Source organism: Lysobacter sp. cf310 (assembly GCF_900114355.1).
Taxonomy (GTDB): Bacteria; Pseudomonadota; Gammaproteobacteria; order Xanthomonadales; family Xanthomonadaceae; genus Lysobacter.
In genome coordinates this window covers 748,999-772,643 of sequence record NZ_FOSS01000002.1, presented here as the reverse complement: position 1 = coordinate 772,643, position 23,645 = coordinate 748,999, and the positions used below count along the sequence as shown (strand labels likewise).

25 protein-coding genes are annotated in these 23,645 nt (G+C 69.4%); 18 read left to right on the top strand and 7 right to left on the bottom strand.

Translation table 11 applies throughout. The features are described 5' to 3' along the window. Positions 1 to 59 precede the first annotated feature (59 nt). Positions 60 to 290: a hypothetical protein gene (locus tag BMZ45_RS10195; RefSeq protein ID WP_091635830.1), complete on the top strand. Its 231-nt coding sequence runs from the start codon at positions 60 to 62 to the stop codon at positions 288 to 290. A gap of 6 nt (positions 291 to 296) precedes the next feature. Here the strand turns inward: BMZ45_RS10195 and BMZ45_RS10190 are convergent, their stop codons facing one another. Beyond that, positions 297 to 878 (bottom strand): Smr/MutS family protein, encoded by a 582-nt coding sequence (locus BMZ45_RS10190; protein ID WP_091635827.1) that lies wholly within the window; start codon positions 876 to 878, stop codon positions 297 to 299. Positions 879 to 1,238: 360 nt separating this feature from the next. Between BMZ45_RS10190 and surE the strand changes: the two genes are divergently transcribed. The 4 genes from surE to BMZ45_RS10170 are packed head-to-tail and all read left to right on the top strand — an operon-like array spanning position 1,239 to position 4,195. Continuing rightward, complete coding sequence (surE, locus tag BMZ45_RS10185; RefSeq protein WP_091635824.1) at positions 1,239 to 2,018, top strand: 5'/3'-nucleotidase SurE; 780 nt, start codon at positions 1,239 to 1,241, stop codon at positions 2,016 to 2,018. Beyond that, the gene (locus BMZ45_RS10180; protein ID WP_091635821.1) at positions 2,015 to 2,695 is read left to right on the top strand and encodes a protein-L-isoaspartate(D-aspartate) O-methyltransferase; all 681 of its coding nucleotides are present in this window, start codon (positions 2,015 to 2,017) and stop codon (positions 2,693 to 2,695) included. The genes surE and BMZ45_RS10180 overlap by 4 nt, the downstream gene beginning before the upstream one ends. Before the next feature lie 22 nt (positions 2,696 to 2,717). After that, positions 2,718 to 3,335 carry a YqaA family protein gene (locus tag BMZ45_RS10175; protein ID WP_091635818.1) on the top strand — a complete coding sequence of 206 codons (618 nt, stop codon included), beginning with the start codon at positions 2,718 to 2,720 and terminating at the stop codon, positions 3,333 to 3,335. Positions 3,336 to 3,343: 8 nt separating this feature from the next. Continuing rightward, the gene (locus tag BMZ45_RS10170) at positions 3,344 to 4,195 is read left to right on the top strand and encodes a peptidoglycan DD-metalloendopeptidase family protein (protein WP_254776591.1); all 852 of its coding nucleotides are present in this window, start codon (positions 3,344 to 3,346) and stop codon (positions 4,193 to 4,195) included. Between the two features lie 358 nt (positions 4,196 to 4,553). Here the strand turns inward: BMZ45_RS10170 and BMZ45_RS10165 are convergent, their stop codons facing one another. The 3 genes from BMZ45_RS10165 to yhbY form a co-directional block, all read right to left on the bottom strand. Continuing rightward, positions 4,554 to 5,078 (bottom strand): D-Ala-D-Ala carboxypeptidase family metallohydrolase, encoded by a 525-nt coding sequence (locus BMZ45_RS10165; RefSeq protein ID WP_091635814.1) that lies wholly within the window; start codon positions 5,076 to 5,078, stop codon positions 4,554 to 4,556. Between the two features lie 116 nt (positions 5,079 to 5,194). Further along, entirely contained in the window at positions 5,195 to 5,569 is a 375-nt protein-coding gene (locus BMZ45_RS10160) for an Mth938-like domain-containing protein (RefSeq protein WP_056172870.1), read from the bottom strand. A gap of 143 nt (positions 5,570 to 5,712) precedes the next feature. Continuing rightward, on the bottom strand, positions 5,713 to 6,018 hold the full coding sequence (gene yhbY / locus BMZ45_RS10155; protein WP_056172873.1) for a ribosome assembly RNA-binding protein YhbY: 306 nt from the start codon (positions 6,016 to 6,018) through the stop codon (positions 5,713 to 5,715). A gap of 69 nt (positions 6,019 to 6,087) precedes the next feature. Between yhbY and rlmE the strand changes: the two genes are divergently transcribed. The 9 genes from rlmE to BMZ45_RS10110 all read left to right on the top strand — a co-directional run bounded on the left by rlmE (position 6,088) and on the right by BMZ45_RS10110 (position 16,165). Further along, positions 6,088 to 6,720: a 23S rRNA (uridine(2552)-2'-O)-methyltransferase RlmE gene (gene rlmE, locus BMZ45_RS10150; RefSeq protein WP_091635811.1), complete on the top strand. Its 633-nt coding sequence runs from the start codon at positions 6,088 to 6,090 to the stop codon at positions 6,718 to 6,720. 96 nt (positions 6,721 to 6,816) lie between these two features. Beyond that, on the top strand, positions 6,817 to 8,712 hold the full coding sequence (ftsH, locus tag BMZ45_RS10145; RefSeq protein WP_091635808.1) for an ATP-dependent zinc metalloprotease FtsH: 1,896 nt from the start codon (positions 6,817 to 6,819) through the stop codon (positions 8,710 to 8,712). 325 nt (positions 8,713 to 9,037) lie between these two features. After that, positions 9,038 to 9,937 (top strand): dihydropteroate synthase, encoded by a 900-nt coding sequence (gene folP / locus BMZ45_RS10140; protein WP_091635806.1) that lies wholly within the window; start codon positions 9,038 to 9,040, stop codon positions 9,935 to 9,937. 1,154 nt (positions 9,938 to 11,091) lie between these two features. Continuing rightward, positions 11,092 to 12,081 carry a tRNA (adenosine(37)-N6)-dimethylallyltransferase MiaA gene (gene miaA, locus BMZ45_RS10135; protein WP_091635803.1) on the top strand — a complete coding sequence of 330 codons (990 nt, stop codon included), beginning with the start codon at positions 11,092 to 11,094 and terminating at the stop codon, positions 12,079 to 12,081. A gap of 144 nt (positions 12,082 to 12,225) precedes the next feature. Further along, on the top strand, positions 12,226 to 12,504 hold the full coding sequence (hfq, locus tag BMZ45_RS10130) for an RNA chaperone Hfq (RefSeq protein ID WP_056172892.1): 279 nt from the start codon (positions 12,226 to 12,228) through the stop codon (positions 12,502 to 12,504). A 95-nt stretch (positions 12,505 to 12,599) separates the two neighbouring features. Continuing rightward, positions 12,600 to 13,907, top strand: coding sequence for a ribosome rescue GTPase HflX (gene hflX, locus BMZ45_RS10125; RefSeq protein WP_091635800.1), 1,308 nt, complete (start codon positions 12,600 to 12,602; stop codon positions 13,905 to 13,907). Between the two features lie 75 nt (positions 13,908 to 13,982). Then, positions 13,983 to 15,116, top strand: coding sequence for an FtsH protease activity modulator HflK (hflK, locus tag BMZ45_RS10120; RefSeq protein WP_091635798.1), 1,134 nt, complete (start codon positions 13,983 to 13,985; stop codon positions 15,114 to 15,116). Then, complete coding sequence (gene hflC / locus BMZ45_RS10115; protein ID WP_091635795.1) at positions 15,113 to 15,976, top strand: protease modulator HflC; 864 nt, start codon at positions 15,113 to 15,115, stop codon at positions 15,974 to 15,976. The genes hflK and hflC overlap by 4 nt, the downstream gene beginning before the upstream one ends. Beyond that, the gene (locus BMZ45_RS10110) at positions 15,977 to 16,165 is read left to right on the top strand and encodes a DUF2065 domain-containing protein (RefSeq protein WP_091635792.1); all 189 of its coding nucleotides are present in this window, start codon (positions 15,977 to 15,979) and stop codon (positions 16,163 to 16,165) included. Positions 16,166 to 16,178: 13 nt separating this feature from the next. On the opposite strand, the gene BMZ45_RS10105 is transcribed toward BMZ45_RS10110, so the two are convergent. The 3 genes from BMZ45_RS10105 to BMZ45_RS10095 are packed head-to-tail and all read right to left on the bottom strand — an operon-like array spanning position 16,179 to position 18,952. Beyond that, entirely contained in the window at positions 16,179 to 16,964 is a 786-nt protein-coding gene (locus BMZ45_RS10105) for a LytR/AlgR family response regulator transcription factor (protein WP_091635789.1), read from the bottom strand. Then, a complete protein-coding gene (locus BMZ45_RS10100; RefSeq protein WP_254776590.1) occupies positions 16,961 to 18,043 on the bottom strand; it encodes a sensor histidine kinase in 1,083 nt (360 codons plus the stop codon). Before BMZ45_RS10100 ends, BMZ45_RS10105 begins: the two co-directional genes overlap by 4 nt. Positions 18,044 to 18,082: 39 nt before the next feature. After that, the gene (locus tag BMZ45_RS10095) at positions 18,083 to 18,952 is read right to left on the bottom strand and encodes a DUF2306 domain-containing protein (protein ID WP_091635784.1); all 870 of its coding nucleotides are present in this window, start codon (positions 18,950 to 18,952) and stop codon (positions 18,083 to 18,085) included. Positions 18,953 to 19,383: 431 nt separating this feature from the next. Between BMZ45_RS10095 and BMZ45_RS10090 the strand changes: the two genes are divergently transcribed. From BMZ45_RS10090 to BMZ45_RS10075, 4 genes are all read left to right on the top strand, one after another. Continuing rightward, on the top strand, positions 19,384 to 20,676 hold the full coding sequence (locus BMZ45_RS10090) for an adenylosuccinate synthase (RefSeq protein WP_091635781.1): 1,293 nt from the start codon (positions 19,384 to 19,386) through the stop codon (positions 20,674 to 20,676). A gap of 149 nt (positions 20,677 to 20,825) precedes the next feature. Continuing rightward, the gene (locus BMZ45_RS10085) at positions 20,826 to 21,299 is read left to right on the top strand and encodes a hypothetical protein (protein ID WP_139215456.1); all 474 of its coding nucleotides are present in this window, start codon (positions 20,826 to 20,828) and stop codon (positions 21,297 to 21,299) included. 27 nt (positions 21,300 to 21,326) lie between these two features. After that, positions 21,327 to 21,701, top strand: a complete 375-nt coding sequence (locus tag BMZ45_RS10080) for a hypothetical protein (RefSeq protein ID WP_139215455.1) — start codon at positions 21,327 to 21,329, stop codon at positions 21,699 to 21,701. A gap of 128 nt (positions 21,702 to 21,829) precedes the next feature. Further along, positions 21,830 to 23,644: an SLC13 family permease gene (locus BMZ45_RS10075; protein ID WP_091635773.1), complete on the top strand. Its 1,815-nt coding sequence runs from the start codon at positions 21,830 to 21,832 to the stop codon at positions 23,642 to 23,644. The last annotated feature ends 1 nt before the right edge of the window (position 23,645 follow it).

Here is a 23,645-nt window from a genome sequence, read left to right as displayed (position 1 = left end):
TAAGCCAAAAGTGCGACCGGCAATGGTGCCGGGCGCTGCAAGCCTCAGGAGACGGGAATATGAACGCGTCCTTGAAAGTCGTTTTGTTGTCGCTGTCCGTACTCGGTCTGGCCGCCTGCGCTGGGCATAGCACCAAGAGCGCCTATGTGCCGCCGCAGAAAGCGCCGTCGATCATGGACAACGACGAGCTCTACATGGCGCAGGTGGAGCGCATCGCGCGCCGCCGCGGCATCGACGTGACCTGGGTCAACCTGCCGCGCAAGCCGCTCGCCGCCAAGCACGAAGACTGACTCTGCTCAGCGCCGCCTAGACGGCGGCGCGAGCAGTACCAGCACCGCTCCGGTACCGCCCTGCGAGGGCGGTGCGGAGTGGAAGGCGAGTATGTCGCCGCGCTGCCGCAGCAGCCGGTCGACCAGATTCTTCAGCACCGGCAGCCCGCGGCTGTCGACATAGTCGGTGCCACGGCGGCCCTTGCCGTGGATCACCCGCACGCAACCCAAGCCGTGCTCGCGCGCGTCGTGCAGAAATGCGCGCAGCAGCGCCTCGGCCTCGCGCACGTCGCTGCCGTGCAGATCCAGTTCCTCCTGGGCGGAGATCTCGCCGCGGCGCAGGCGCTGGAACACCCGCGGCGGCAGTTCGTCGCGGCGGTAGGACAGGGCATCGCCGGATTCGAGCTCGCCGGACCCGGCCAGGCTGGCGTCCAGCGCATGCCGGAATTCCTCGCGCGCCTGCGCCTCGTCGCGTTCGGCCATGCGCGCGCGCGGCTTGGGCTTGGGCGCGCTGGGCGGCAGCGCGGCCTCGGGCAGCCGCCGCACCGGCCCGATCGCGGAGCGGAACAGTTCGGCGGCGTCTTCGTCGTCATCGTTCGGATCGGCCATGCGGAAACTTTAGCAGGGCGGTCGGGGCCTGCCCTTGGATTCGGATGCCTCGCACGCTCCCGATTCGCGGCCGGAGCGGCGCGAGCCGCGACCACGAAATCGCGGCCTGCACGCCGGCCGCGGCTGACGCCGCTCCTACCCCCAAGACAGGGGGCGAACCCAGCGCGATCTTTCCGATCCTGGCCGCAGCGATCCGGATCGTGGTCCCGCGCCGCGACCGGTGCGGGAGCCGGTAACGCCCATCGGCTATCATGGGCCCGTGCGCCGTTCGCGCGCGCTCCCGAGGTTGCGAAGAACCTTCGTTCCACGAACCTCGGTGCCCACCCCGTTTCGAAGCTGTGCGGTAACGCAAGGGAGTCCATGCGAGTTCTCGTGAGTAACGACGATGGCGTCGACGCCCCCGGCATCCGCGTCCTGGCGCAGACCCTGCGCGAGGCCGGTCATGAAGTGCTGGTGGTCGCCCCCGACCGCGACCGTTCCGGCGCGAGCAATTCGCTGACCCTGGATGCCCCGGTGCGCGTGCACCAGCTCGACGCCTCGACCTGGCGCGTGCACGGCACCCCCACCGACTGCGTCCACGTCGCCATCACCGGCATGCTCGAGGTCGAGCCCGACCTGGTGGTCTCCGGCATCAACAACACCGCCAACCTCGGCGACGACGTGATCTACTCGGGCACCGTCGCGGCGGCGATGGAAGGCCGCTTCCTGGGCCTGCCGGCGCTGGCGATGTCGCTGCAGACCGTCGACCACGACGGCAAGCACTACGAGACCGCCGCGCGCGCCGCGGTCGAGATCATCGCGCGTCTGCGCACCGATCCGCTGCCCGCCGACACCATCCTCAATGTCAACGTGCCCGACCTGCCCTGGGGCGAGATCGCCGGCTTCGAGGTCACCCGCCTGGGCAACCGCCACCGAGCCGAGGCCTGCGTGCCGCAGCGCGATCCGCGCGGGCGCCAGTGGTGGTGGATCGGCGCCGCCGGTCCCGAGCAGGACGCCGGCCCCGGCACCGACTTCCATGCGCTGCGCCGCGGCTGCATTTCGATCACCCCGATCCATGTCGACCTGACCCGTTACCAGGCGCTGGATCAGGTCGCCAGCTGGGTCGGCGGGCTCGCCGCCGAGCTGGAGCGGGGCGCATGAACGTGCGCATGCGTCTGCAACCCGAGGCGATCGGCACCGGCATGACCTCGCAGCGCGTGCGCGACCGCCTGGTCGAGCGCCTGCGCGACAACGGCATCGGCGACGAGCGCGTGCTCAACGCGATCCGCACCGTGCCGCGTCATTTGTTCGTCGACGAGGCCCTGGCCACGCGCGCCTACGAAGACACCGCGCTGCCGATCGGCCACGGCCAGACCATCTCGCAGCCCTGGGTGGTGGCCAAGATGACCGAGGCGCTGCTCGCCGACGGCATGCCGGGCAAGGTGCTGGAGATCGGCACCGGCTCGGGCTACCAGGCTGCGATCCTGGCCGCGCTGGGTTTGGAAGTGCACACCGTCGAGCGCATCGGCGAGTTGCTGCGCACCGCGCGCAAGCGCTTCCGCCAGCTCGGCTTGAACGTGCGCAGCAAGCACGACGACGGCCGCATCGGCTGGCCCGAGAACGGCCCCTTCGACGCCATCATCGTCACCGCCGCGGCGCCGGCCCTGGTCGATGCGCTGACCGCGCAATTGGCGCCGGGCGGCACCCTGATCGCGCCGGTCGGCGCTTCCTCCTCGCAGTCGCTGCTGCAGCTGCGCAAGGACGCCGAGGGCAAGGTCAGCCAAACCACGCTGGCGCCGGTGGTGTTCGTGCCGCTGCTGTCGGGCATGATCGATTGAACGCGCGCCACAGGGATACTGAGTGAAGATTTTTGGTCCGCTCTACGAGCGCACGCTGGCCTGGGCCGCTCACCGTCACGCGCCGGCCTATCTCACCGGCTTGAGCTTCGTCGAAGCGATCATCTTTCCGGTGATGCCGGAGGTGATGCTGGCGCCGATGTGCGTGGCCCAGCCCAAGCGCGCGTTCTGGTTCGCGACCCTGAGCCTGATCGGTTCGATGGCGGGCGCCCTGGTCGGCTACGCGCTGGGGCATTACGCGTTCGAGGCCCTGAAGCCGATGTTCGCGGCCCTGGGCATGCTGGACAACATCGAGGCGGGCATCGCCACGGTCCAGGCCAAGGTGGCCGAATCGCCGTGGGCGGTGTTCACCTTCCTGGTGATCGGCGGCTTCATGCCGATTCCGATGAAGGTGTTCACCTGGGCGTCGGGCATCGTCGGCGTTCCCATGCTGCAATACGTGCTGAGCATGCTGATCGGTCGCGGCAAGCGGGTGTTCCTGCTGGCGCTGGTGATCCGGATCGGCGGGCCGCGCGCCGAGGCCGCGCTGCGTCGCTATATCGAGCCGCTGGGCTGGATCGCGACCGCGGTGGTGGTGGCCGGCATCGGCTGGCTGTGGTGGCACGCCCAATCTGGAGCATGAACGCGCGCATGACTAACAACGGACTGTCGCTCATCGACACCATCCCCGTCGGCTCGGCCAAGACCGGCCGCGCACTGGTCGTGGTCGCCGCGGCGCTCGTGCTGGCGGCTTGCTCGAGCACGGTGATCCGCGAACCCTCGCGCGGCGGCCGTACCCCGGTGCGCGTGTCCACGCCCAAATACGGCGCCAGCGCGGTGGTCCAGCGCGGCGACACCATGTACGGGATCGCGTTCCGCAACGGCATCGACGCGCGCGATCTGGCCGCCTGGAACGGCATCAGCGCGCCGTACACGATCTACCCCGGTCAGCGCCTGAAGCTGTATCCGGGCAACGCCACCGCCTCGCGTCCGCCGGTGTCGCGTCCGGTGCCCGCGCGCCCGACCGGCACGACGCCCGTGGCCGGCACGCCGAGCGCGCCGACGGCGCGTCCGCCGGTCGCGACGGCGCCCTCGCGTCCGCCGCCGGCGCCGACCGCGCCGGTCAGCAGCGGTATCGACTGGCGTTGGCCTGCCGACGGCCAATTGCTCAGCCGCTACGTCGCCGGCGAGCCGACCAAGCAGGGCATCGACATCGCCGGCAGCAGCGGCGCGCCGGTGCGCGCGGCCAGCGACGGCGTGGTGGTGTATTCGGGTTCGGGCCTGGTCGGCTACGGCGAGCTGATCATCATCAAGCACAACGATGCCTGGCTCTCGGCCTACGGCCACAATCGCAACCGCATGGTCAACGAAGGCCAGTTGGTGAAGTCGGGCCAGCAGATCGCCGAGATGGGCCGCAGCGGCGCCGCGCGCGACATGCTGCATTTCGAGGTCCGCTACAACGGCAAGCCGGTGGATCCGTTGCTGTATCTGCCGAAGAAGTGATCGGGCGCCGGCCGCGCCGGCGACCTGTCGCGACGATCGGATCTTGCCTTGGGGTAGGAGCGGCGTGAGCCGCGGCCGCATCGCGGCCGAAGTTGCGCGATCGCGGCTTACGCCGCTCCCACAGGAAGCCTGCGGTTAGGCCGCGACGGGTGGATCTTGCTTTGGGGTAGGAGCGGCGTGAGTCGCGACTGCGTCGTGGCCGAGTTGCGCGATCGCGGCTTACGCCGCTCCCACAGGAAGCCAGCGGTTACGCCGCGACGGGTGGATCTTGCTTTGGGGTAGGAGCGGCGTGAGCCACGACCTCGTCGTGGCCGAAGTTGCGCGGTCGCGGCTTGCGCCGCTCCTACAGGAGGCGGTGTCAGCCGCGGCGATGGGGTTTGCTTTCGCCAAGGCGAGACGGCTTAGGCGGGGGCGCGCACAGCGAACTGCGCCGCGTGTAGTCGTAACCCCAGGTCCGATGACCGGCGGTGTCGACATGGATCGCACCGGAGTCGTAGAAGCCCAGCCCGAAGCGTCGTGCGGCGCCATGCATCCGCCAGTAGGCGCACAGCCGTTGGTGCAGGCCGTCCTCGGGGGCCAGGTCGAAATCCAGCGCCGCGTTGCTCAGATGCTTGCTGCCGGGGGCGCCGCCCTCGCAGCGGTTCAGGGCCGGGTTGCGATAGCCCGAACCCACGCTGGCCCGATCCAGCAGGCCGGCGCCGCGCAGTTCGCGCACCAGACGCAGGGTCGGGACCATCGTCGGCCATTGCGATTGCGGCGGCACCGCGAATTCCTCGTCCGCGCAGCCTCGCCAACGCCGCGCGCTGCGTAGCAACTGTTGCGGCGGCAGCACGTCGGCGACGCCATGCGTGCGCAGATAGCCGAGATAGGCGTCGGCGGCCACGGCGCGGGTCCGGTGCCACCTGGCGTAGCGTTCGGCAGGCGTCGGGGCAGGGCTAGGGGGCGTACAGGCGCCGATCGCCAGCGCGACCAGCAGTACCCACACCCCGGCGCGCGGGCTCACGCGCCCAGCACGAACCCCGCGACCACGCGCCGGCCTTCGCCCGCGAGCACGTTGAAGGTGCGCGCGGCGGCGGCGTTGGTCATGGTTTCCAGGCCGACGCCGCGGCTGAGGCAGGCGGCCAGGGTAGCCGGCGGCGGGAAGGCCTGGGTGGCGCCCGCGCCCAGCACGATCAGCTCGGGGTCCAGCGCCAGCAGCGGCGCGAGGTCGTCCAGACTGAGCTGGCGCACGTCCTGGACCGCCCAGCCCTCGATCAGGGTGTCGGGGGAGAGCACGAAGCTGGCTTCGAGCCGGCGCTCGTTGACCAGGGCGACCTGGCCGTCGGCGCCGCGCAGGAAATAGGTGTGATCCGGGTTTTCCAGCGTCAGTTGCATGGGGCTGGGATTCGGGATTGGAGATTCGGAATTCGTTTAAACGCGGGCTTGGGGACTTGAGCGAGGGGCGGGCCGGCTAGGCGGGAGGCTGGGCCGTTCAGCTTTGCCCAATCCCTAATCCCGACTCCCGGCCGTCAAGCCGTTCAGGCACGCGGCAACACGATCTGGCGCTTGTCCTTGCTCTGGCGGTAGTACACGGCGGTGTGGCCGATGCGCTGGACCAGGGCTGCGCCGGTGCGCTCGGCGAGCTCGGCGATCATGGCGTCGCGGACTTCGCGATCGTCGGCGCCGACCTTGACCTTGATGAGCTCGTGGTGTTCCAGGGCCAGGTCGATCTCGGCCACCAGGGCGTCGGTGATGCCTTTGCCGCCGACCTGCAGCATCGCCTTCAGGTCATGCGCCTGGCCCCGCAGGAATCGAGTCTGGGAGGAGGTCAGGAGGGTGGGCATTCGGGCACGCAACGGGGTACGGAGGGGGCGTCAGGGTATCATGGCGGCCCACTAGCCCCGCCGGCCGCCATGGCAACCCGCAGTAAAAGCAGCCAACGCTGGCTCAAGGAACACTTCTCCGACCCCTTCGTGAAGAAGGCCAAGGCCGAAGGTTTGCGCTCGCGCGCGGCCTACAAGCTGGAGGAACTGGTCGAGCGCGACCGCCTGCTCAAGCCGGGCATGGTCGTGGTCGACCTGGGCGCGGCGCCGGGCGGCTGGTCGCAGTGGGTGCGCCAGGCCCTGGGCCCCAAGGGCCGGGTCATCGCCCTGGACATCCTGGAGATGCCCAGCCTGGCCGGGGTCGAGTTTCTTCATGGCGATTTCAGGGAGGATGCGGTCCTATCCCAGCTGGAGGCCAGCCTGGGCGGACAGACCGTGGACCTTGTGCTGTCGGACATGGCCCCCAATATGAGCGGTGTGGATGCGGTGGACCTGCCGCGAGCGATGCACCTGTCGGAGCTGGCGATGGATTTCGCCGACCGCCATCTGCGCGTGGACGGGGCCTTCCTGATCAAGCTGTTCCAGGGCGTCGGCTTCGACGACTACGTGCGCGAGCTGCGCCGTCGTTACGCCAAGGTCTCGATCCGCAAACCCGCGGCCTCGCGCAAGCGTTCGCCCGAGGTCTACGCCCTGGCACAGGGCAAGCGGGCACAAATTAAGTAAGGTGCGGGATTCGGGCCCAGGCCCGTATTCCGATCTCACGGCGCACAGACGCGCCAGCGGCAACCATGCCCCCCACGGGCAGCAGGCAGGAACTGAATGAACGACTTGGCCAAGAATCTGTTGCTCTGGGTGATCGTCGCCGTCGTATTGATGTTGGTGTTCCGCGCGTTCGGTCCGCCGGCCGGTGCCAGCGATGTGGTCGCGTACGACCAATTCGTGCAGCAGGTTCAGAGCGACCGGATCAAGAAGGTCAACATCTCCGACGACAAGACCACGATCAACGGCGAACGTAAGGACGGGACCACGTTCACGACCTATTCGCCCGACGACAAGGAACTGGTCAACGATCTGATCAACCACAAGGTCGCGATCGAGCAGGCGCCGCCGCAGAGCGGTCCGTCGCTGTTCCTGATCCTGATCAACGTGCTGCCCTGGCTGCTGTTCATCGGCATCTGGGTCTATTTCATGCGCCAGATGCAGCAGGGCGGCAGCAAGGGCGCGATGAGCTTCGGGCGTTCGCGCGCCAAGCTGCAGGGCGAGGACCAGGTCAAGGTGACCCTGGCCGATGTCGCCGGCTGCGACGAGGCCAAGGAGGAAGTCGGCGAGCTGGTCGAGTTCCTGCGCGATCCGTCCAAGTTCCAGAAGCTGGGCGGCAAGATTCCGCGCGGCGTGCTGATGGTCGGCCCTCCGGGTACCGGCAAGACCCTGCTGGCGCGCGCGATCGCCGGCGAGGCCAAGGTGCCGTTCTTCTCGATCTCCGGTTCCGACTTCGTCGAGATGTTCGTCGGCGTCGGCGCCAGCCGCGTGCGCGACATGTTCGAGCAGGCCAAGAAGCACGCACCCTGCATCATCTTCATCGACGAGATCGACGCGGTCGGCCGCCATCGCGGCGCCGGCCTGGGCGGCGGTCACGACGAGCGCGAGCAGACCCTCAACCAGTTGCTGGTCGAGATGGACGGTTTCGAAGGCGGCGAAGGCGTGATCGTGATCGCCGCGACCAACCGCCCCGACGTGCTCGACCCGGCGCTGCTGCGTCCGGGCCGTTTCGACCGCCAGGTCGTGGTCGGCCTGCCCGACGTCAAGGGCCGCGAGCAGATCCTGCGCGTGCACATGCGCAAGCTGCCGCTGGCCGACGACGTGGTGCCGATGACGATCGCGCGCGGCACCCCGGGCTTCAGCGGCGCCGACCTGGCCAACCTCTGCAACGAGGCGGCGCTGTTCGCCGCGCGCGAGAACGGCAAGGAAGTGCGCATGGAGCACTTCGACCGCGCCCGCGACAAGATCATGATGGGCACCGAGAACCGCTCGATGGCCATGAGCGAGGAAGAGAAGAAGCTCACCGCCTACCACGAGGCCGGCCACGCGATCGTCGGCCGTCTGGTCCCGGACCACGACCCGGTCTACAAGGTCACCATCATCCCGCGCGGCCGCGCGCTGGGCGTGACCATGTACCTGCCGGAAGGCGACCGCTACAGCTACAACAAGATCAACATCGAAAGCCGTCTGTGCTCGCTGTACGGCGGGCGCGTGGCCGAGGAGCTGATCTTCGGCGCCGACATGGTCACCACCGGCGCGTCCAACGACATCGAGCGCGCCACCAAGATGGCCCGCAACATGGTCACCAAGTGGGGCCTGTCCGAGCTGGGTCCGATCACCTACGGCGAGGAAGAGGACGAAGTCTTCCTGGGCCGTTCGGTCACCCAGCACAAGAACGTGTCCGACGAGACCGCGCGCAAGATCGACGAGGTCGTGCGCGGCATCCTCGACAACGCCTACGCCCGCACCACCCAGATCCTCAAGGACAACCTGGACAAGCTGGAAGTGATGGCCGGCGCCCTGCTGCAGTACGAGACCATCGACGCGGGCCAGATCGACGAGATCATGGCCGGCCGCGAGCCGGGTCCGCCGGCGGACTGGGTCAAGTCGGGCAAGACCAGCAAGGACGACAAGGGCCGTCCGGGCGCGATTGGCGGTCCCGCCGCGCAGACCTGAACCAGGCTGGATTCGCTTACGAGAACGCCGGGCTAGCCCCGGCGTTTTTCGTTTGGGGCGGGGCGTGGGGTGGGAAGGTTCATCGCGGCTTACGCCGCTCCCACAGGAAACCCGTGGCTGTGCTCAGGCGCGCGACAGGGCCTGCACGCCCGACGGACCCGCTCGCTTCCTGTGGGAGCGGCGTAAGCCGCGATCGCGACACGCGCTTGCCGACGACCGCTCGTGCGCCGACGCCTATCGGCAACCCGCGCTCCCGTCCTCGAACGCATCCTCCACCCGTGCGCGGTAGCATGCCGGCTCGCCCCGACGCCGCACGAGACCGCCCATGTTCGACCTCGCCCCGATCCTGGATTGCAACGGCCGCGCCCTCAAGCTCGACCGGCCGCGCGTGATGGGCATCGTCAATGTCACCCCCGATTCGTTTTCCGACGGCGGCGCGCACGACAGCGCGGATGCCGCGGTCGCGCATGGGCTGCGCCTGGCGCAGGAGGGCGCCGACGTGCTCGACATCGGCGGCGAATCCACGCGACCGGGCGCCGACGAGGTGACGGTGGAGGAAGAACTGCGCCGGGTGATTCCGGTGATCGAGCGCCTGGCGCGGGACACGCACCTGCCGATCAGCGTCGACACCTCCAAGCCCGAGGTCATGCGCGCCGCGGTCGCGGCCGGCGCCGGCCTGATCAACGACGTCTATGCGCTGCGCCGCGAGGGCGCGCTGGACGCCGCCGCCGCGCTGGGCGTGCCGGTGGTGCTGATGCACATGCAGGGCGAGCCGCGCAGCATGCAGGCCGCGCCGGAGTACGACGACGTCGTCGCCGAGGTTCATCGCTTTCTGGCCGAGCGCATCTTCGCCGCCGAGATGGCCGGCATCGCCAAGAAGAAGATCGTGGTGGATCCCGGTTTCGGCTTCGGCAAGACCCTCGCCCATAACCTGACCCTGCTGGCGCAGCTGGAACGCTACGCCGAACTCGGCGTGCCGGTGCTGGCCGGCCTGTCGCGCAAGAAGAGCATAGGCGAGCTCACCGGTCGCGAATCGGCGCGCGAGCGCGTGCACGGCTCGGTCGCCGCGCACCTGATCGCGGCCCAGCGCGGCGCGCGCCTGCTGCGCGTGCACGACGTCGCCGCGACGGTGGACGCGCTCAAGGTATGGGAGGCGGTGGCGGCGCAGGCGATGCCGCGTCGCACGGCCGCGCCATCGATGCCGAAGTGGCCGGACGACGAATAAGCCGCAGACGTGCCGGCATTGGCCGGCGCATGCATTCGATCGTGGCATGGCGCGCACGGTCGCGCGGGCATGCCGCATCTGGCGTCTGCGCGCGGCGATGCGATGGCCTTGTGCTTCGTGGCGCCACGGGCGCAAGACGCGCGATTTTTTATGCGCGCATCCGAGCGGGCTGCGCATTCCCTTCTCCCGCAGGCGGAAGAGGGTGCCCGCAGGGCGGATGAGGGGGCGCGACCAAGTACGAACGACGTCTCTGTCGCAGCCCCTCACCCCAACCCCTCTCCCGCACGCGGGAGAGGGGCTCCGCGAGGCGCTCGTTTTCGCGTCTCATTGCGCCTTGGTGCGCGAACGCCGCGCTTCGGCGTCGGCCGTTCGCAGCGATGGCGAATTTGTCGCCAAACTTGCTGCGCCCCTTGCGCCGTCTGGCCTGCGCGAGCTTCGTCACGCAACTGTCCGCAGGCTTGTCCACAGGCGATGTGGATAGTCGCGCGCGATGCGCGTGCAAGCGCATCGGAATGGGAATTTCAAGCTTGACGCGATCGCCAATCTGGGCATGCGGACGCGTTCGTTCGGGATGCCGAAAAGCCGGAATCTGTCAAACAATTTCGCTGGCTAATTTTTAGCCAAATTCCTTGCGGGCCTTGCTGCGCTTGGCTCTGCGCAGGCTTCGCGCGAGACTGTCCGCAGGCTTGTCCACAGGCCGTGTGGATTAGTCGCGACGCCCGCTTCGTATTGCGTTGCAGCACGCAATGGCGGCGATTGCGTATTGACGAATCCGATCGCATTCGTTCCGCATCCGCGGTTCGCGCGGCGACCGTCGCGCATGCGTCTTCGCGCAAGCAAGTCAAGCGATTTCGCTGGTCATTTTTTCGACAGACCTCTTGCGCTCCTTGCTGCGCCTGGCTCTCAGCCATGTCGTCCCAATACTGTCCGCAGGTTTGTCCACAGGCTTTGTGGATAGCGCGCGGGGCCTGGCTAAAATTTGATCGAACTGCGCGCGGGCCTTGCTGCGCCTGCGCCGCAGCGGCTTATCAACAGGCTTGCCCCAGCGCTTGCCCACAAGCTTTGTGGAAACCGCTGGATGGCGCGCGCTTCCGCGAGCTGCGCGGCTGTGCGAGTCTGCGCGCTCGCCTCCGTACCGGAACCGCCGCCCCCGCATGTCCGCCGACCCGCGCCCGCTCGCGATCGCCCTGATGGGCCCGACCGCCTCGGGCAAGACCGCGCTCGCGCTGGATTGGGCGCAGCGCTACGGCGGCGAGATCGTCAGCGTCGACTCGGCCCTGGTCTACCGCGGGTTGGACATCGGCTCGGCCAAGCCCGGCGCCGAGGAGCTGGCGCGGGTGCCGCACCATCTGATCGACCTGCGCCAGCCCTGGCAGCCGTACTCGGCGGCCGAGTTCGCGGTCGACGGCCGGCGCGCGCTGGACCAGATCGCCGCGCGCGGGCGCCTGCCCATCCTGGCCGGCGGCACCGGGCTGTACTTCCACGCCCTGTTGCAGGGGCTGGCGCCGATGCCGGAGGCCGATGCCGAGGTGCGCGCCGAGCTTGCCGCCGAGGCCGGTCAACGCGGCTGGGCGGCCCTGCACGCGGAGCTGACCGCGCTGGACCCGGAGGCGGCCGCACGCATCCACGCCACCGACGCCCAGCGCATCCAGCGCGCGCTCGAGGTCTACCGCCTGTCCGGCCGCCGCATCAGCGACTGGCGGCGCGAGGCCGCCGGCGCGCCGCGCCTGCCGTACCGGGTGCTGAAGCTGGTGCTGGCGCCGGCCGACCGCGCCGTGCTGCACGCGCGCATCGCCCAGCGCTTCGACGCCATGCTGGCGGGCGGCTTTCTCGACGAGGTCCGGGCTTTGCGCGGCTTGCCGGAATTGCAGGCGCATCCGCGGCCGTTGGACTTGCCGGCCTTGCGCGCGGTCGGCTACCGCCAGGCCTGGGAGTTCCTGGACGGCGAGGGCGGCGCGCAGGCCGCCGCCGAATTCCGCGACCGCGGCATCTATGCCACCCGCCAGCTCGCCAAGCGCCAATTGACCTGGCTGCGCGGCCAGTTGGACGCCCGCTGGTTCGACCCGAGCGCCGACGCCCAGGCCCTGGAACGGGCCGTCGCGCTGTTCATCGGCGGATCCCGGCACGCGCATCGCAAAGCCTGAGTTCGGCCCGTATCCGCAACGGCCACTTGCGTTACCATCGGCCGGTCACCGCTGTGGGGACAGCTACCGGCGACGCGGTCCGACAGGATGTCCAGGGCCGTCTTTGGCACCGAACCTTATAACTAGAAAGCTGGGGAACTACTGATGTCCAAGGGGCAATCCTTACAGGATCCTTTCCTGAATGCGCTGCGGCGCGAACGCGTACCGGTCTCGGTCTACCTAGTCAACGGCATCAAGCTGCAGGGCACGATCGAATCCTTCGACCAGTTCGTGGTCCTGCTGCGCAACACCGTGAGCCAGATGGTCTACAAGCACGCGATCTCGACCGTGGTGCCCGCGCGCAACGTCCGCGTCGGTCCTGGCGGCGGCTACGTGCAGTCCAGCGAAGGCGGCGGCGCCGAGGGCGACGACGAGAACGAGTGAGGCGGGCCAGGGGCGGGCAGGAATGAGACGATGGCGGGGCGGTAGCGTCCCGCCGCGCTTGCATTCCCGGTTTTCCTCCCCATCTTGCTGACTCGATGTTTGAACGCTCACGCAAAGGCGAACACGCCTTACTGATCCAGCCCCACGCCGGCGGTCCGCCGGACGAGGGCTTGCTGGAAGAATTCGCCGATCTGGCCAAGTCGGCCGGCGCCACCGTGGCCGCCGTGCTGACCGCGCGCATCGACCGCCCCAACGCGGCGATGCTGATCGGCAGCGGCAAGCTGGCCGAGGTCAAGGCCGCAGCCGATGCCACCGGCGCCGACCTGATCCTGGTCAACCACCCGCTGTCGCCCGGCCAGGAACGCAACCTGGAACGCGCGCTGGAACGGCGCGTGGTCGACCGCACCGGCCTGATCCTGGACATCTTTTCGCAGCGCGCGCAGAGCGCCGAGGGCAAGCTGCAGGTCGAACTGGCCCAGCTCAAGCACATGGCCACGCGCCTGGTGCGCGGCTGGACCCACCTGGAGCGCCAGCGCGGCGGTTCGATCGGCCTGCGCGGCCCCGGCGAAACCCAGCTCGAAACCGACCGCCGCCTGCTGCAGAAGCGCCTGGAGCAATTGCAGAAGCGCCTGGACAAGGTCGAGGTGCAGCGCACCCAGATGCGGCGCGCGCGCATGCGCAGCGAACTGCCGCGCGTGGCCCTGGTCGGCTACACCAATGCCGGCAAGTCCACGCTGTTCAACGCCATGACCGGCGCCGAGGCCTACGCCGCCGACCAACTGTTCGCGACCCTGGACCCGACCGTGCGCCGGATCGATCTGTCCGGCGGCGCGGCGGTGCTGGCCGACACGGTCGGTTTCGTGCGCGACCTGCCGCACGATCTGGTGGCCGCGTTCCGCTCGACCCTGTCGGAAGCGCGCGAGGCCGACCTGCTGATCCACGTGATCGACGCCGCCGACCCGCTGCGCGACGAGCGCATCGCCCAGGTCGACGCGGTGCTGCAGGAGATCGGCGCCGGCGACCTGCCGCAGCTGCTGGTGTTCAACAAGATCGACCGCCTGGACGGCGCTCAGCCGCGCATCGACCGTCCGGGCGAGGGCCATACCCGGGTCTGGCTGTCGGCGCGCGATGGCCGTGGCCTGGACCTGCTGCGCACCGCGCTGGGCGAGGCCCTGGAGCTGCGCCACGTCGCCGGCGCGCTGCGGGTGCCGCCGCAGGGCGCGCGCCTGCGCGCCCGCCTGCACGAGTTGGGCGCGGTCCGCGCTGAACGCGCCGACGAGCACGGCTGGGAGCTGGAGGTCGATCTGGCCATCGCCGACGCCCAGCGCCTGTTCGCCCAGCCGCACGGCGAGCCGCTGCGGTCTTTGCTGGAATCGGTGGCTGTACCGGACGACCTTGCTTGAGACGGCCAGGGCCCCCACCTAGAATCAACCGACCCGTCAGCTGAACACGGGTGCAGTTCCCTCTTTGGAGCAGGCATGGCCTGGAACACCCCTGGCAGTGACAATTCCGGCGGATCCGACCCCAACGGTCGATCGCCGCGGCAACGCAAGTCCGACGGCCGCGGCCTGGATGCCTTGCTAGACCCCCTTCGCGGCCTGTTCGGCGGCGGTGGCGGCATGGGCGGGGGCAGCATCCTGCGCTGGGTCGCCGCGATCCTGGGCCTGTGGCTGGTCTTCAACTGCTTCGTGCTGGTGACCGAGCAGGAGCGCGGCGTGGTCCTGCGCTTCGGCCATTTCTCGCGCATCCTCCAGCCCGGCCCGCATTTCAAGGCGCCCTGGCCGATCGAACGCGTGACCAAGGTCAACGCGACCCAGAGCAACGCCTACACCGAGACCGTGCCGGTGCTGACCCGCGACGGCAACATGGTCAACGTCGAGATCAACGTGCAGTACCGCATCGGCGATCCGCAGCAGTACCTGTTCGGTTCGCGCGATTCCGCCGACGTGCTGCAGCAGGCCGCGCAGAGCGTGCTGCGCGAGCAGATCGGCCGTTCCGACCTGGACACCGTGCTGAGCGCCCGCGGCGCCCTGACCACGGTGGTGCGCGCGCGCCTGCAGGAGTCGCTGCTGGCCTACCGTACCGGCCTGACCCTGACCGAGCTCAACCTGCCCAACGCGCGTCCGCCGGATGAGGTCAAGGACGCCTTCGACGAAGCTCAGCGCGCCGACGCCGACAAGGCCACCTCGATCAACCAGGCCGAGGCCTACGCCAAGAAGGTCGTGCCGGAAGCGCGCGGCCAGGCCTCGCAGGTGCGCACCGAAGCCGAGGGCTACAAGACCGCGGTGATCGCGCGCTCGCAAGGCGACGCCAGCCGCTTCTCGCTGCTGGTCGATCAGTACAAGTCCGCGCCGGAAGTCACCCGCAAGCGTCTGTGGCTGGAAACCGTGCAGCAGGTGATGGGCGACAACCGCAAGATCGTCGGCGGCGACTCGCGCCAGATGCTCTACGTGCCTCTGCCGGAACGCCGCGGCGGCAATTCCGCGCCGTTGCTGACGCCGGAGCTGCTGGCGCCGACGATCGCGACGCCGTCGTCCGATTCGGGTAACGAAACCATGTCGCGCCCGGCGCGCAGCAAGCGCCCGGATGGCCGCGAGGAGCCCGCACAATGAAATTCTCCGCCTGGATCGCCGTGGTCGTAGCCGTGCTGCTGGCCCTGCTGGGATCGATGTTCGTGGTCAGGGAAGGGCACGGCGCGATCGTGTTCCGCCTCGGCACCATCGTGCGCCGCGACATCGGCCCCGGTCTGCACTTCAAGTGGCCGCTGATCGAGAACGCCTCGGTGTTCGACCGCCGCCTGCAGGTGCTGACCGCCGCGCCGGAACGCTATCTGACCGCCGACAAGCTCGACGTCAGCGTCGACTTCTTCGCGATCGGCCAGATCGAAAACCTGAGCCGCTTCTATCAGGCCACCGGCGGCGACGAGAACACCGCCGCCGCGCGCCTGGCGCCGATCATCAAGGACTCGCTGCGCAACGAGATCAACTCGCGCACCCTGACCCAGGTGGTTTCCGGCGACCGCGCCACCGTGATCGGCAAGCAGCTGGTCGGGATCAACCGCGCCGCCGCCACCCTGGGCGTGCGCATCATCGACATCCGCATCAAGCGCATCGACCTGCCGCAGGACAGCAACGTGCTGGCCTCGGTCTACAACCGCATGCGCTCGCAGCGTCTGCAGGTCGCCAGCCAGAAGCGCGCCGAAGGCGTGGAGCTGTCGCAGGCGATCCGCGCCACCGCCGACCGCGACAAGACCGTGATCGTGGCCGAGGCCGAGCGCGACGCCCAGCGCCTGCGCGGCGAAGGCGATGCCGAGGCCGCGCGCACCTACGCGGCCGCGGCCAACAAGGACCCGAGTTTCTACGCCTTCCAGCGCAGCCTCGAGGCCTACCGCCAGTCCTTCAAGGACGGCGACAGCGTGATCGTGCTCGACCGCGACGACCCGTTCCTGCAATACCTCAAGTCGGACCGTTGAGTGAGCGGTGAGCTGATTTCGGCACTGTGCCTGGTCGCGGTGCTGGAAGGGCTGTTCCTGTTCGTGGCGCCGCGCGGTTGGAAGCGCGCCGCCGAACAACTGCAGGCGATGCCGGACCGCCAGCTGCGCATCGTGGGCGCGGTGGCGGCCGCGGTCGGCGTGCTGGCCTTGTGGGCCGTGCGCGCCTGAGATCCGCCGCGTCTCACATCTGCCGGAAGTGGTGCAGGTAGCTGCGGCTGACCGGCAGCACTTCGTCGCGGCCCTTGAGGTGGATGTGCGCGGTCTCGTTGGCGCCGCGGGTGACGTGGCTGATCGCGCGCAGGTTCACCACCACCGCGCGATGCACCTGCACGAACTGGGCCGGATCCAGCTGCGCGGCCAGCTCCTTCAAAGGCGTGCGGATCAGCGCCTCGCCGGGCTTGCCGCCGTCGCCGCGCCAGGCGATGCGGGTGTATTTCTCGTCCGAGCGCAGGAAGTCGATCTCGTCGACGCCGATCAGGCGCAGCGCCTGGCCGACCGAGGCGCGGATCCAGCGCAAGGTCTCCGGCGCGCTCTTTTTCTGCAACTGCGCGGCCAGGCGTTCCAGCAGGGCGTCGGTGTCGGGCGCGGGTTGCGCGGCGCGCAGACGCTCGCGCAGGCGGGCGATGGTGTCGGCCAGACGCTCGGCTTCCACCGGCTTGACCAGATAGTCGAGCGCGCCCTGCGCGAAGGCCTGCACCGCGTACTGGTCGTAGGCGGTCACGAACACCAGATGCGCGCGCCGGCCGATGAGACGCGCCGCTTCCACGCCAGACAGGCCGGGCATGTGCACGTCGAGAAAGCAGATGTCGGGGCGCAGCGCCTCGAAGCGCTCGACCGTCTCGCGGCCGTTGCGGGTCTGGGCGACCACCTCCAGTTCCGGCCAGGCCTGCGCGAGTTGGCGCGCCAGCGCGCGTCGCAGCAGCGGTTCGTCGTCGGCGATCAGGGCGGTCGGGCGCTGCGCGTTCATGGCGCGCTCCGTTGCGCGGGGAACTCGATTTCGGCCAGCACGCCGTGCGGCTGCAGTTCCATCAGGCTCAGGCGGGCGGCGTCGCCGTAGGCCAGCTGCAGGCGCTCGCGCAGATTGGCCAGGCCGGTGCCGAGGCCGTCGCCGACCTGACTGAGGCCGACGCCGGTATCGGCGACCTCGGCGCGGCAGCGGCCGTCGCGCAGACGCACGCGCACGTCGATGCGGCCGCCTTCCTCGCTGGGGTCGATGCCATGGCGGACCGCGTTCTCGACCAGGGTCAGCAGGGTCATGGGCGGGCAGTCCAGGTCCAGCGCGGCCTCGTCGGCATGCAGGGCGTACTGCAGGCGATCGGGCATGCGCATGTGCATCACGTCCAGATAGGCGCGCACCAGCTCCAACTCCTGGCCCAGGGTCGCGGCGGGCCCATGCAGGCGCGGGACCGCGGCGCGCAGGTAGGCGATCAGGCTGGCCAGCACGGTCGAGGCCTGCGGCGAACCGGCCTCGACCAGCTCGCGCACGTTGGCCAGGGTGTTGAACAGGAAGTGCGGCTCGACCTGGGCCTGCAGCAGGCGCAGGCGCGCGTCCAGCGCGTTGCGTTCGTAGCGGCTGCGTTCCAGCTCGAAGGCCAGCGCCTGGCGTTGCGCTTCGCCGCGGATCTGGCGCAGCAGCGCGGCGATCGCCATCCACGGCGCGACCAACAGGCCGTAGACGCTGATCTTGGCCATGCCGGCCAGGTACAGCTTGTCCTTCCACCACGGCAGCGAGTTGTCGGCGGTGGTCAGGGCATAGGCCAGGGCCGCGGCGAACGGAATCGTCGCCGCCACGCCCGCCACCTGCAGCACCCAGCGCGCGCTCCAGCGCGGCAGGCGCGCCGGCCAGCGCTCGAACAGGCCGAAGCTGAGCACGGCGGCGAAGCCGACGATCAGCATGCGCAGCAGCACGATCAGGTAGGGCGCCTGCGAGCCCAGTTTCATCAGCAGGCTGCTGACGAAGGCGGCGATCAACACGAAGCGCACGCGCTGCCAGCCGAGCATGCGCGCGGGTGGAGCGGGCAACAGGGGCGGGGCCGGTTCGGGCATGGCGCGACGATAGCAACTAAGCCGGCGGCGGCGCCGCCGTCACAGGCGCGGCAGCCACATCAGCAGCGTCGCCGCGCCGACGCCGGCCGCGGTGACCAGGGTCAGCACCGACAGCAGCGCGGTCGCGGCGATGCGCGCGCCGGCGCCGCCGCGGTCCTGCGCGCGCAGGTACAGCTCCAGCACCGCCAACGGCAGCAGGTACTGGGCGAACGCGAGGACGCTCAGGAACGGGCCGCGGAAACTGGCGGGATCGAAACCGGCCGGGCCCTGGTTGGCGACGATCCAGAACATCAGGCCGATGCGGAAGAACCAGACCCCGCTGACGGCCAGGAACAGGCGCAGCGCCCAGCGCCGGTGCAGGTCGATGCGGCGTGCGCGCGCATGGCGATAGGCCTGATAAGCGAAGGCCAGCATCAGCAGCGCGTTGAGGCCGATCGCGAACTTCTGCGAGAGGTCGCCGACCGAGCCGCGGGTGAGGATCATGCTCAGCCCGCCCAGGCTCATCACCGCCACCATCGCCAGATAGGCGCGACCGGTCCAGCGGTGGAACGCGGGCCAGCGCCGCCGCACCGCCGGCGTCAGCTGCAGCAGGCCAGCCACGACGATCAGGCAGGCGAAGCCCAGGTGCGCGGCGACCACCAGATTGCCCACGGTGTCGCCGGCCACGTAGCCGCGCGGGAACACGCCGTTCCAGGCCTGCCAGCGCCCCTGCAGGGCGGCGCGGCCGTAGTAGCCGAGCACATAGGCCACGAACAGCAACTGGCCGAGGGCCGCGACCGCGAACCAGGACATGGCCGCTGCGCGCAGCGCCACGCCGCTGCGGCGGGCGAGCGCGGCGCGATCCCCGGCGGCGACGGCAGGATCGGTGACGCCGGCGGTGGCGGGACAGGGTTGCGGGGCAGGGGGCATCGCGGGGCTCCGGGTGTGCGGCGCGGTCTGGACGCCCCGGCCGCGCTGTCAGCCGGCCGGGGCGGCGCAGTGTCCGGGGGGCGGCCCCGGCCTCGGTAGCGGCCGCGCGACGGGCCGCGGTTTGACGGCGATGGGGCACGCTGCGCGGCGACGGACCGTGCGTGGCCGGCGCAAACCGGGCCGGATCCGCGCGACGAGGGCGGTTGCGCACGCTCCGCAAGCCCGCCGCAGACGGCTTTGCGTGCCCAGGCTGAGCCGAATCTGTCCGCTGGCACGACTGGGGTGGCCCCTGCCCCCCGAAACCCGGATAATGCACAAAAGCCGGACGGGGATTCCCGCCGGCTTTTGTCGTTTTCGGCTTCCGCACGATGCGGGGCCTTCCGCGATGCCGGTCCTGCCGGGCCGTGCCAAACCAATTCGGAGTGCGTGTAATGGGTCAGTCAGTCGTCGTTCTCGGTGCCCAATGGGGCGATGAAGGCAAGGGCAAGATCGTCGACCTGCTGACCGAGCAGATCGGCGCGGTCGTGCGCTTCCAGGGCGGCCACAACGCCGGCCACACCCTGGTGATCGGCGGCAAGAAGACCGTGCTGCACCTGATCCCGTCCGGCATCCTGCGCGACGGCGCGCTGTGCCTGATCGGCAACGGCGTGGTGCTGAGCCCGGCCGCGCTGCGCAAGGAAATCGACGAACTCGAAGCCACCGGCGTGGAAGTGCGTTCGCGCCTGAAGATCAGCCCGGCCACGCCGCTGATCATGCCGTACCACATCGCCCTGGATCAGGCGCGCGAGAAGGCCGCCGGCGGCAAGGCCATCGGCACCACCGGCCGCGGCATCGGCCCGGCCTACGAAGACAAGGTCGCGCGCCGCGGCATCCGCGTGGCCGATCTGCACTATCCCGACCAGCTCGCCGAGAAGCTGCGCAGCGCGCTGGACTACCACAACTTCGTGCTCACCCAGTACCTGGGCGTCGACGCGGTCGACTACCAGCAGACCCTGGACGAGGCCCTGGCCTTCGGCGAATACGTCGAGCCGATGAAGTCCGACGTCGCCGGCATCCTGCACGACCTGCGCAAGCAGGGTAAGCGCGTGCTGTACGAAGGCGCGCAGGGTTCGCTGCTGGACATCGACCACGGCACCTATCCCTACGTGACCTCGTCCAACACCACCGTCGGCGGCGCGCTCGCCGGCACCGGCGTGGGCGCGGACTCGATCGACTACGTGCTCGGCATCGCCAAGGCCTACGCCACCCGCGTCGGCGGCGGCCCGTTCCCGACCGAGCTGGACGACGAGATCGGCGAGGGCATCCGCAAGCGCGGCCAGGAATTCGGCGCCACCACCGGCCGTCCGCGCCGCTGCGGCTGGATCGATCTGGTCGCGCTCAAGCGCGCGGTCGCGATCAACGGCATCTCCGGCCTGTGCATCACCAAGCTCGACATCCTCGACGGCATGGACAAGCTCAAGCTCTGCATCGCTTACCGCTACCGCGGCAAGGAAACCGAGTACGCGCCGCTCGACGCGCAGGGCTGGAACGAGTGCGAGCCGGTGTACCTGGAGTTCCCGGGCTGGCAGGAAAGCACCCACAACGTCACCGAGTGGGACAAGCTGCCGGCCGCCGCGCGCGCCTACCTGCGCGCGCTGGAGGAACTGTCCGGCTGCCCGCTGGCGATGGTCTCCACCGGTCCGGACCGCGACGCCAACATCGTGCTGCGCGATCCCTGGGCCTGAGGCCCGCAGACGCTCGCGAAAGCGGTGCGTTGCGACGAAAGGCCCCGCGATGCGGGGCTTTTTCGTATCCGGATTCGGTTCGTCGCATCACCCCTTGGGTCGGCTCGCATCTTTGCTAGGCTGACGCCAGTCGATGGAGAGGGACAGCCATGCATACACAAGGTGCGAAGCGCATGCGAGCGGCGAATCGCCTGCTGCTGGCCATTGCGGCGACCTGTTTTTCCTTGCCCGCGTTCGCGATTTGCCTGGCGGTGCCGCTGGAAGACGAATTGAAGGCGGCCAAGACCGTGTTTCTGGCGACGATCACCGAGTCCAAACTGGCGGGCCCGGTCGGCGCGCTCAAGGACGAGGACGGGTATCGCATCGATCATGCTTTCGTGGTGCGCAAGTCGTTCAAAGGCGATCCCGCATCCGTCAGGCGTGTCTATACGACCAGCTTGTACAACGACCCTGCCAAGAACACCGTCGTGCATATGGCGGAGCAGATCCACTTGTTTCCGGGCGAGAGCGTGCTGGTGATGAGCGCGGGCGAAGACGCGGTGCAGGTATCGCTGTGCGGGCCTTCCAGGCGGCGGGACGGTGTCGACCTCGATCGGGTTCGTGCCCTGCTGTCGACGAAGTAGCAAGCCCACGCTCCCAGGCCGACGCCCATGAACAACCCTTATCAAGCGCCTTCAACTGCCGTGCCGGCGACGCCGGGTGCGCAACGACCGGCGTTGGTCGTGGTCGGTGTGGTCTGCGCGGTGCTGACGGCGCTGATTCCCACCCTGGTCGTGCCCAGTTTCGGTCTGACGTTCAGCGCTTTCGGCGCCGACCTGCCATGGCCCACGCTCTGGTTGTTGCGGGCCTATCCGGCGTTGTGGCTATTGCCCGTGATCGTGCTGGCGGTCTGGCGGTTCTGGCCCAGGCCGGACAGGCGCAGGTTGGCCGCGTTCTGGACGGGGCTGACGATCCTTGTGGTGGGTCTTCCCGCGTGCATCGCGGCCTTGTACGCGCCGATCTTCATGCTGGCGCAAACGATCTGAGCGGCGCTGGCGGATCAATCCGTCCGCTGTCCATGCTGTACGAATCGGCGCGGCTTCGCGGCACGCATGAATATCGCCTTCATGCGCATCGGCTAAGTTAGTACGCAGATTTCGGAACAGGGGCGGGGATGGATCCGCAGCAGATCGTATTCCTATTGATCCTGGCCGCGGCGCTGGCGCTGTTCATCAGCGAGAAGCTGCGCGTGGACCTGGTGGCGATGCTGGCGATGCTGGCCTTGACGCTGACCGGCGTGCTGTCGCCGAAGGAAGCGCTGTCGGGTTTCGCGAGCGAACCGGCGATCATCGTCGCGGCGGTGTTCGTGCTGTCGGCGGGCCTGTCCGCGACCGGCATCACCGACCGCATCGGCGCGGCGATCGGGCGCGCGGCCGGAGGCAGCGAGGCGCGCGCGATCGCGGTGATCATGCCCGCGACCGCGGCGATGGCGGCGTTCTCGCACCATCTGATGGTCACGGCGATGATGCTGCCGATCCTGATGCGCCTGGCGCAGGAGCGCAAACTCGCGGCCTCGCGTCTGTTGATGCCGATGTCGCTGGCCGCGTCCTTGGGCACCACGCTGACCCTGATCAGCGCGCCGGCCTTCCTGCTCGCCAACGATCTGCTCGCGCGCAACGGCGGCGGGCGCATGGACCTGTTCGCGATCACCCCGATCGGCGCGATGCTGGTCGCGATCGGCGCGATCTACATGCTGGCCGGGCGCTGGCTGCTGCCCAAGCGCCAGGGCGAGAGCGGCAATGTCGAATACCTGAAGCTGGACCGCTACTACACCGAGTTGCTGGTGGACGAGGGCTCGCCCTGGAGCGGCAAGACCCTGGCCGCGTTCGACAAGGCCTTCCAGGGCCGGCTGCAGGTGGTGGATTGGCTGCGGCACGGCATCCGCCGTCGCGATCAGCGCGCCGAGGCGCCGCTGGCGGCGGGCGACGTGCTGCTGGTGCGCGCTTCGCCCGACGAAATCGCCTCGGTGCGCGACGAGCCCGGCCTGTCCCTGCACGCGGTGGTCAAGTACGGCGAGAAGCCGCGCGAGGACGGCAAGGCCGAAGCGCTGGGCGAGGAACGACTGGTGCAGGCGGTGGTCGCGCCGCGTTCGGAGTTCCTCGGCCGCAGCGTGTCGGAGATCGACTTCCTCAGCACCCTGGGCGTGGTCGTGGTGGGGCTGTGGCGCAAGGAGGGCTGGCTGGGCGGCGAGCTGTCCGAGCTGCGCCTGGAGGAGGGCGATCTGCTGGTGCTGTGGGGCGCGCAGGCGCGCCTGGAACAACTGGCCACGCATCGCGCCTTCCTGATGCTGATGCCCTTCGACGCACGCGGCAGCACGCGCCGGCGCGCGCCGCTGGCGCTGGGCATCATGGCCGCGTCGATCGCGCTGGCGGCGACCGAGCTGCTGGCGCCGCAGATCGCGTTCCTGCTGGGCGCGGTGGCGATGGTGCTCACGCGCTGCGTGAGCATCGAGCGCGCCTACGAGGAAATCGACGTGCGCATCTACGTGATGATCGCCGGCGTGATCCCGCTGGGCATCGCGATGGACAAGACCGGCACCGCCGATCTGATCGCGCAGTTGCTGGCCGTGCATGCGCAGGGCCTGCCGGTGCTGGGGCTGTTGTTGTTGATGTTCGCCGCGGCCGCGCTGCTGACCCAGATCCTGTCGGACGCGGCGACCACCGTGCTGCTGGCGCCGATCGCCTTGGCGCTGGCGCAGAGCCTGGGCCTGCCGCCGCTGCCGTTCGTGGTCTGCACCGCGATGGGCGCGGTGGCTTCGTTCCTGACCCCGATCGGCCACCACGGCAATCTGCTGATCCTCAATCCCGGCCAATACACCTTCGGCGATTTCCTGCGCGTGGGCATGCCGCTGACCAGCCTGATCGGCCTGACCGTGGCCTGGATGGCGCGTTGGCTGTGGCTGGACGGGCCGCTGCTGCCCTTCGCTTGAG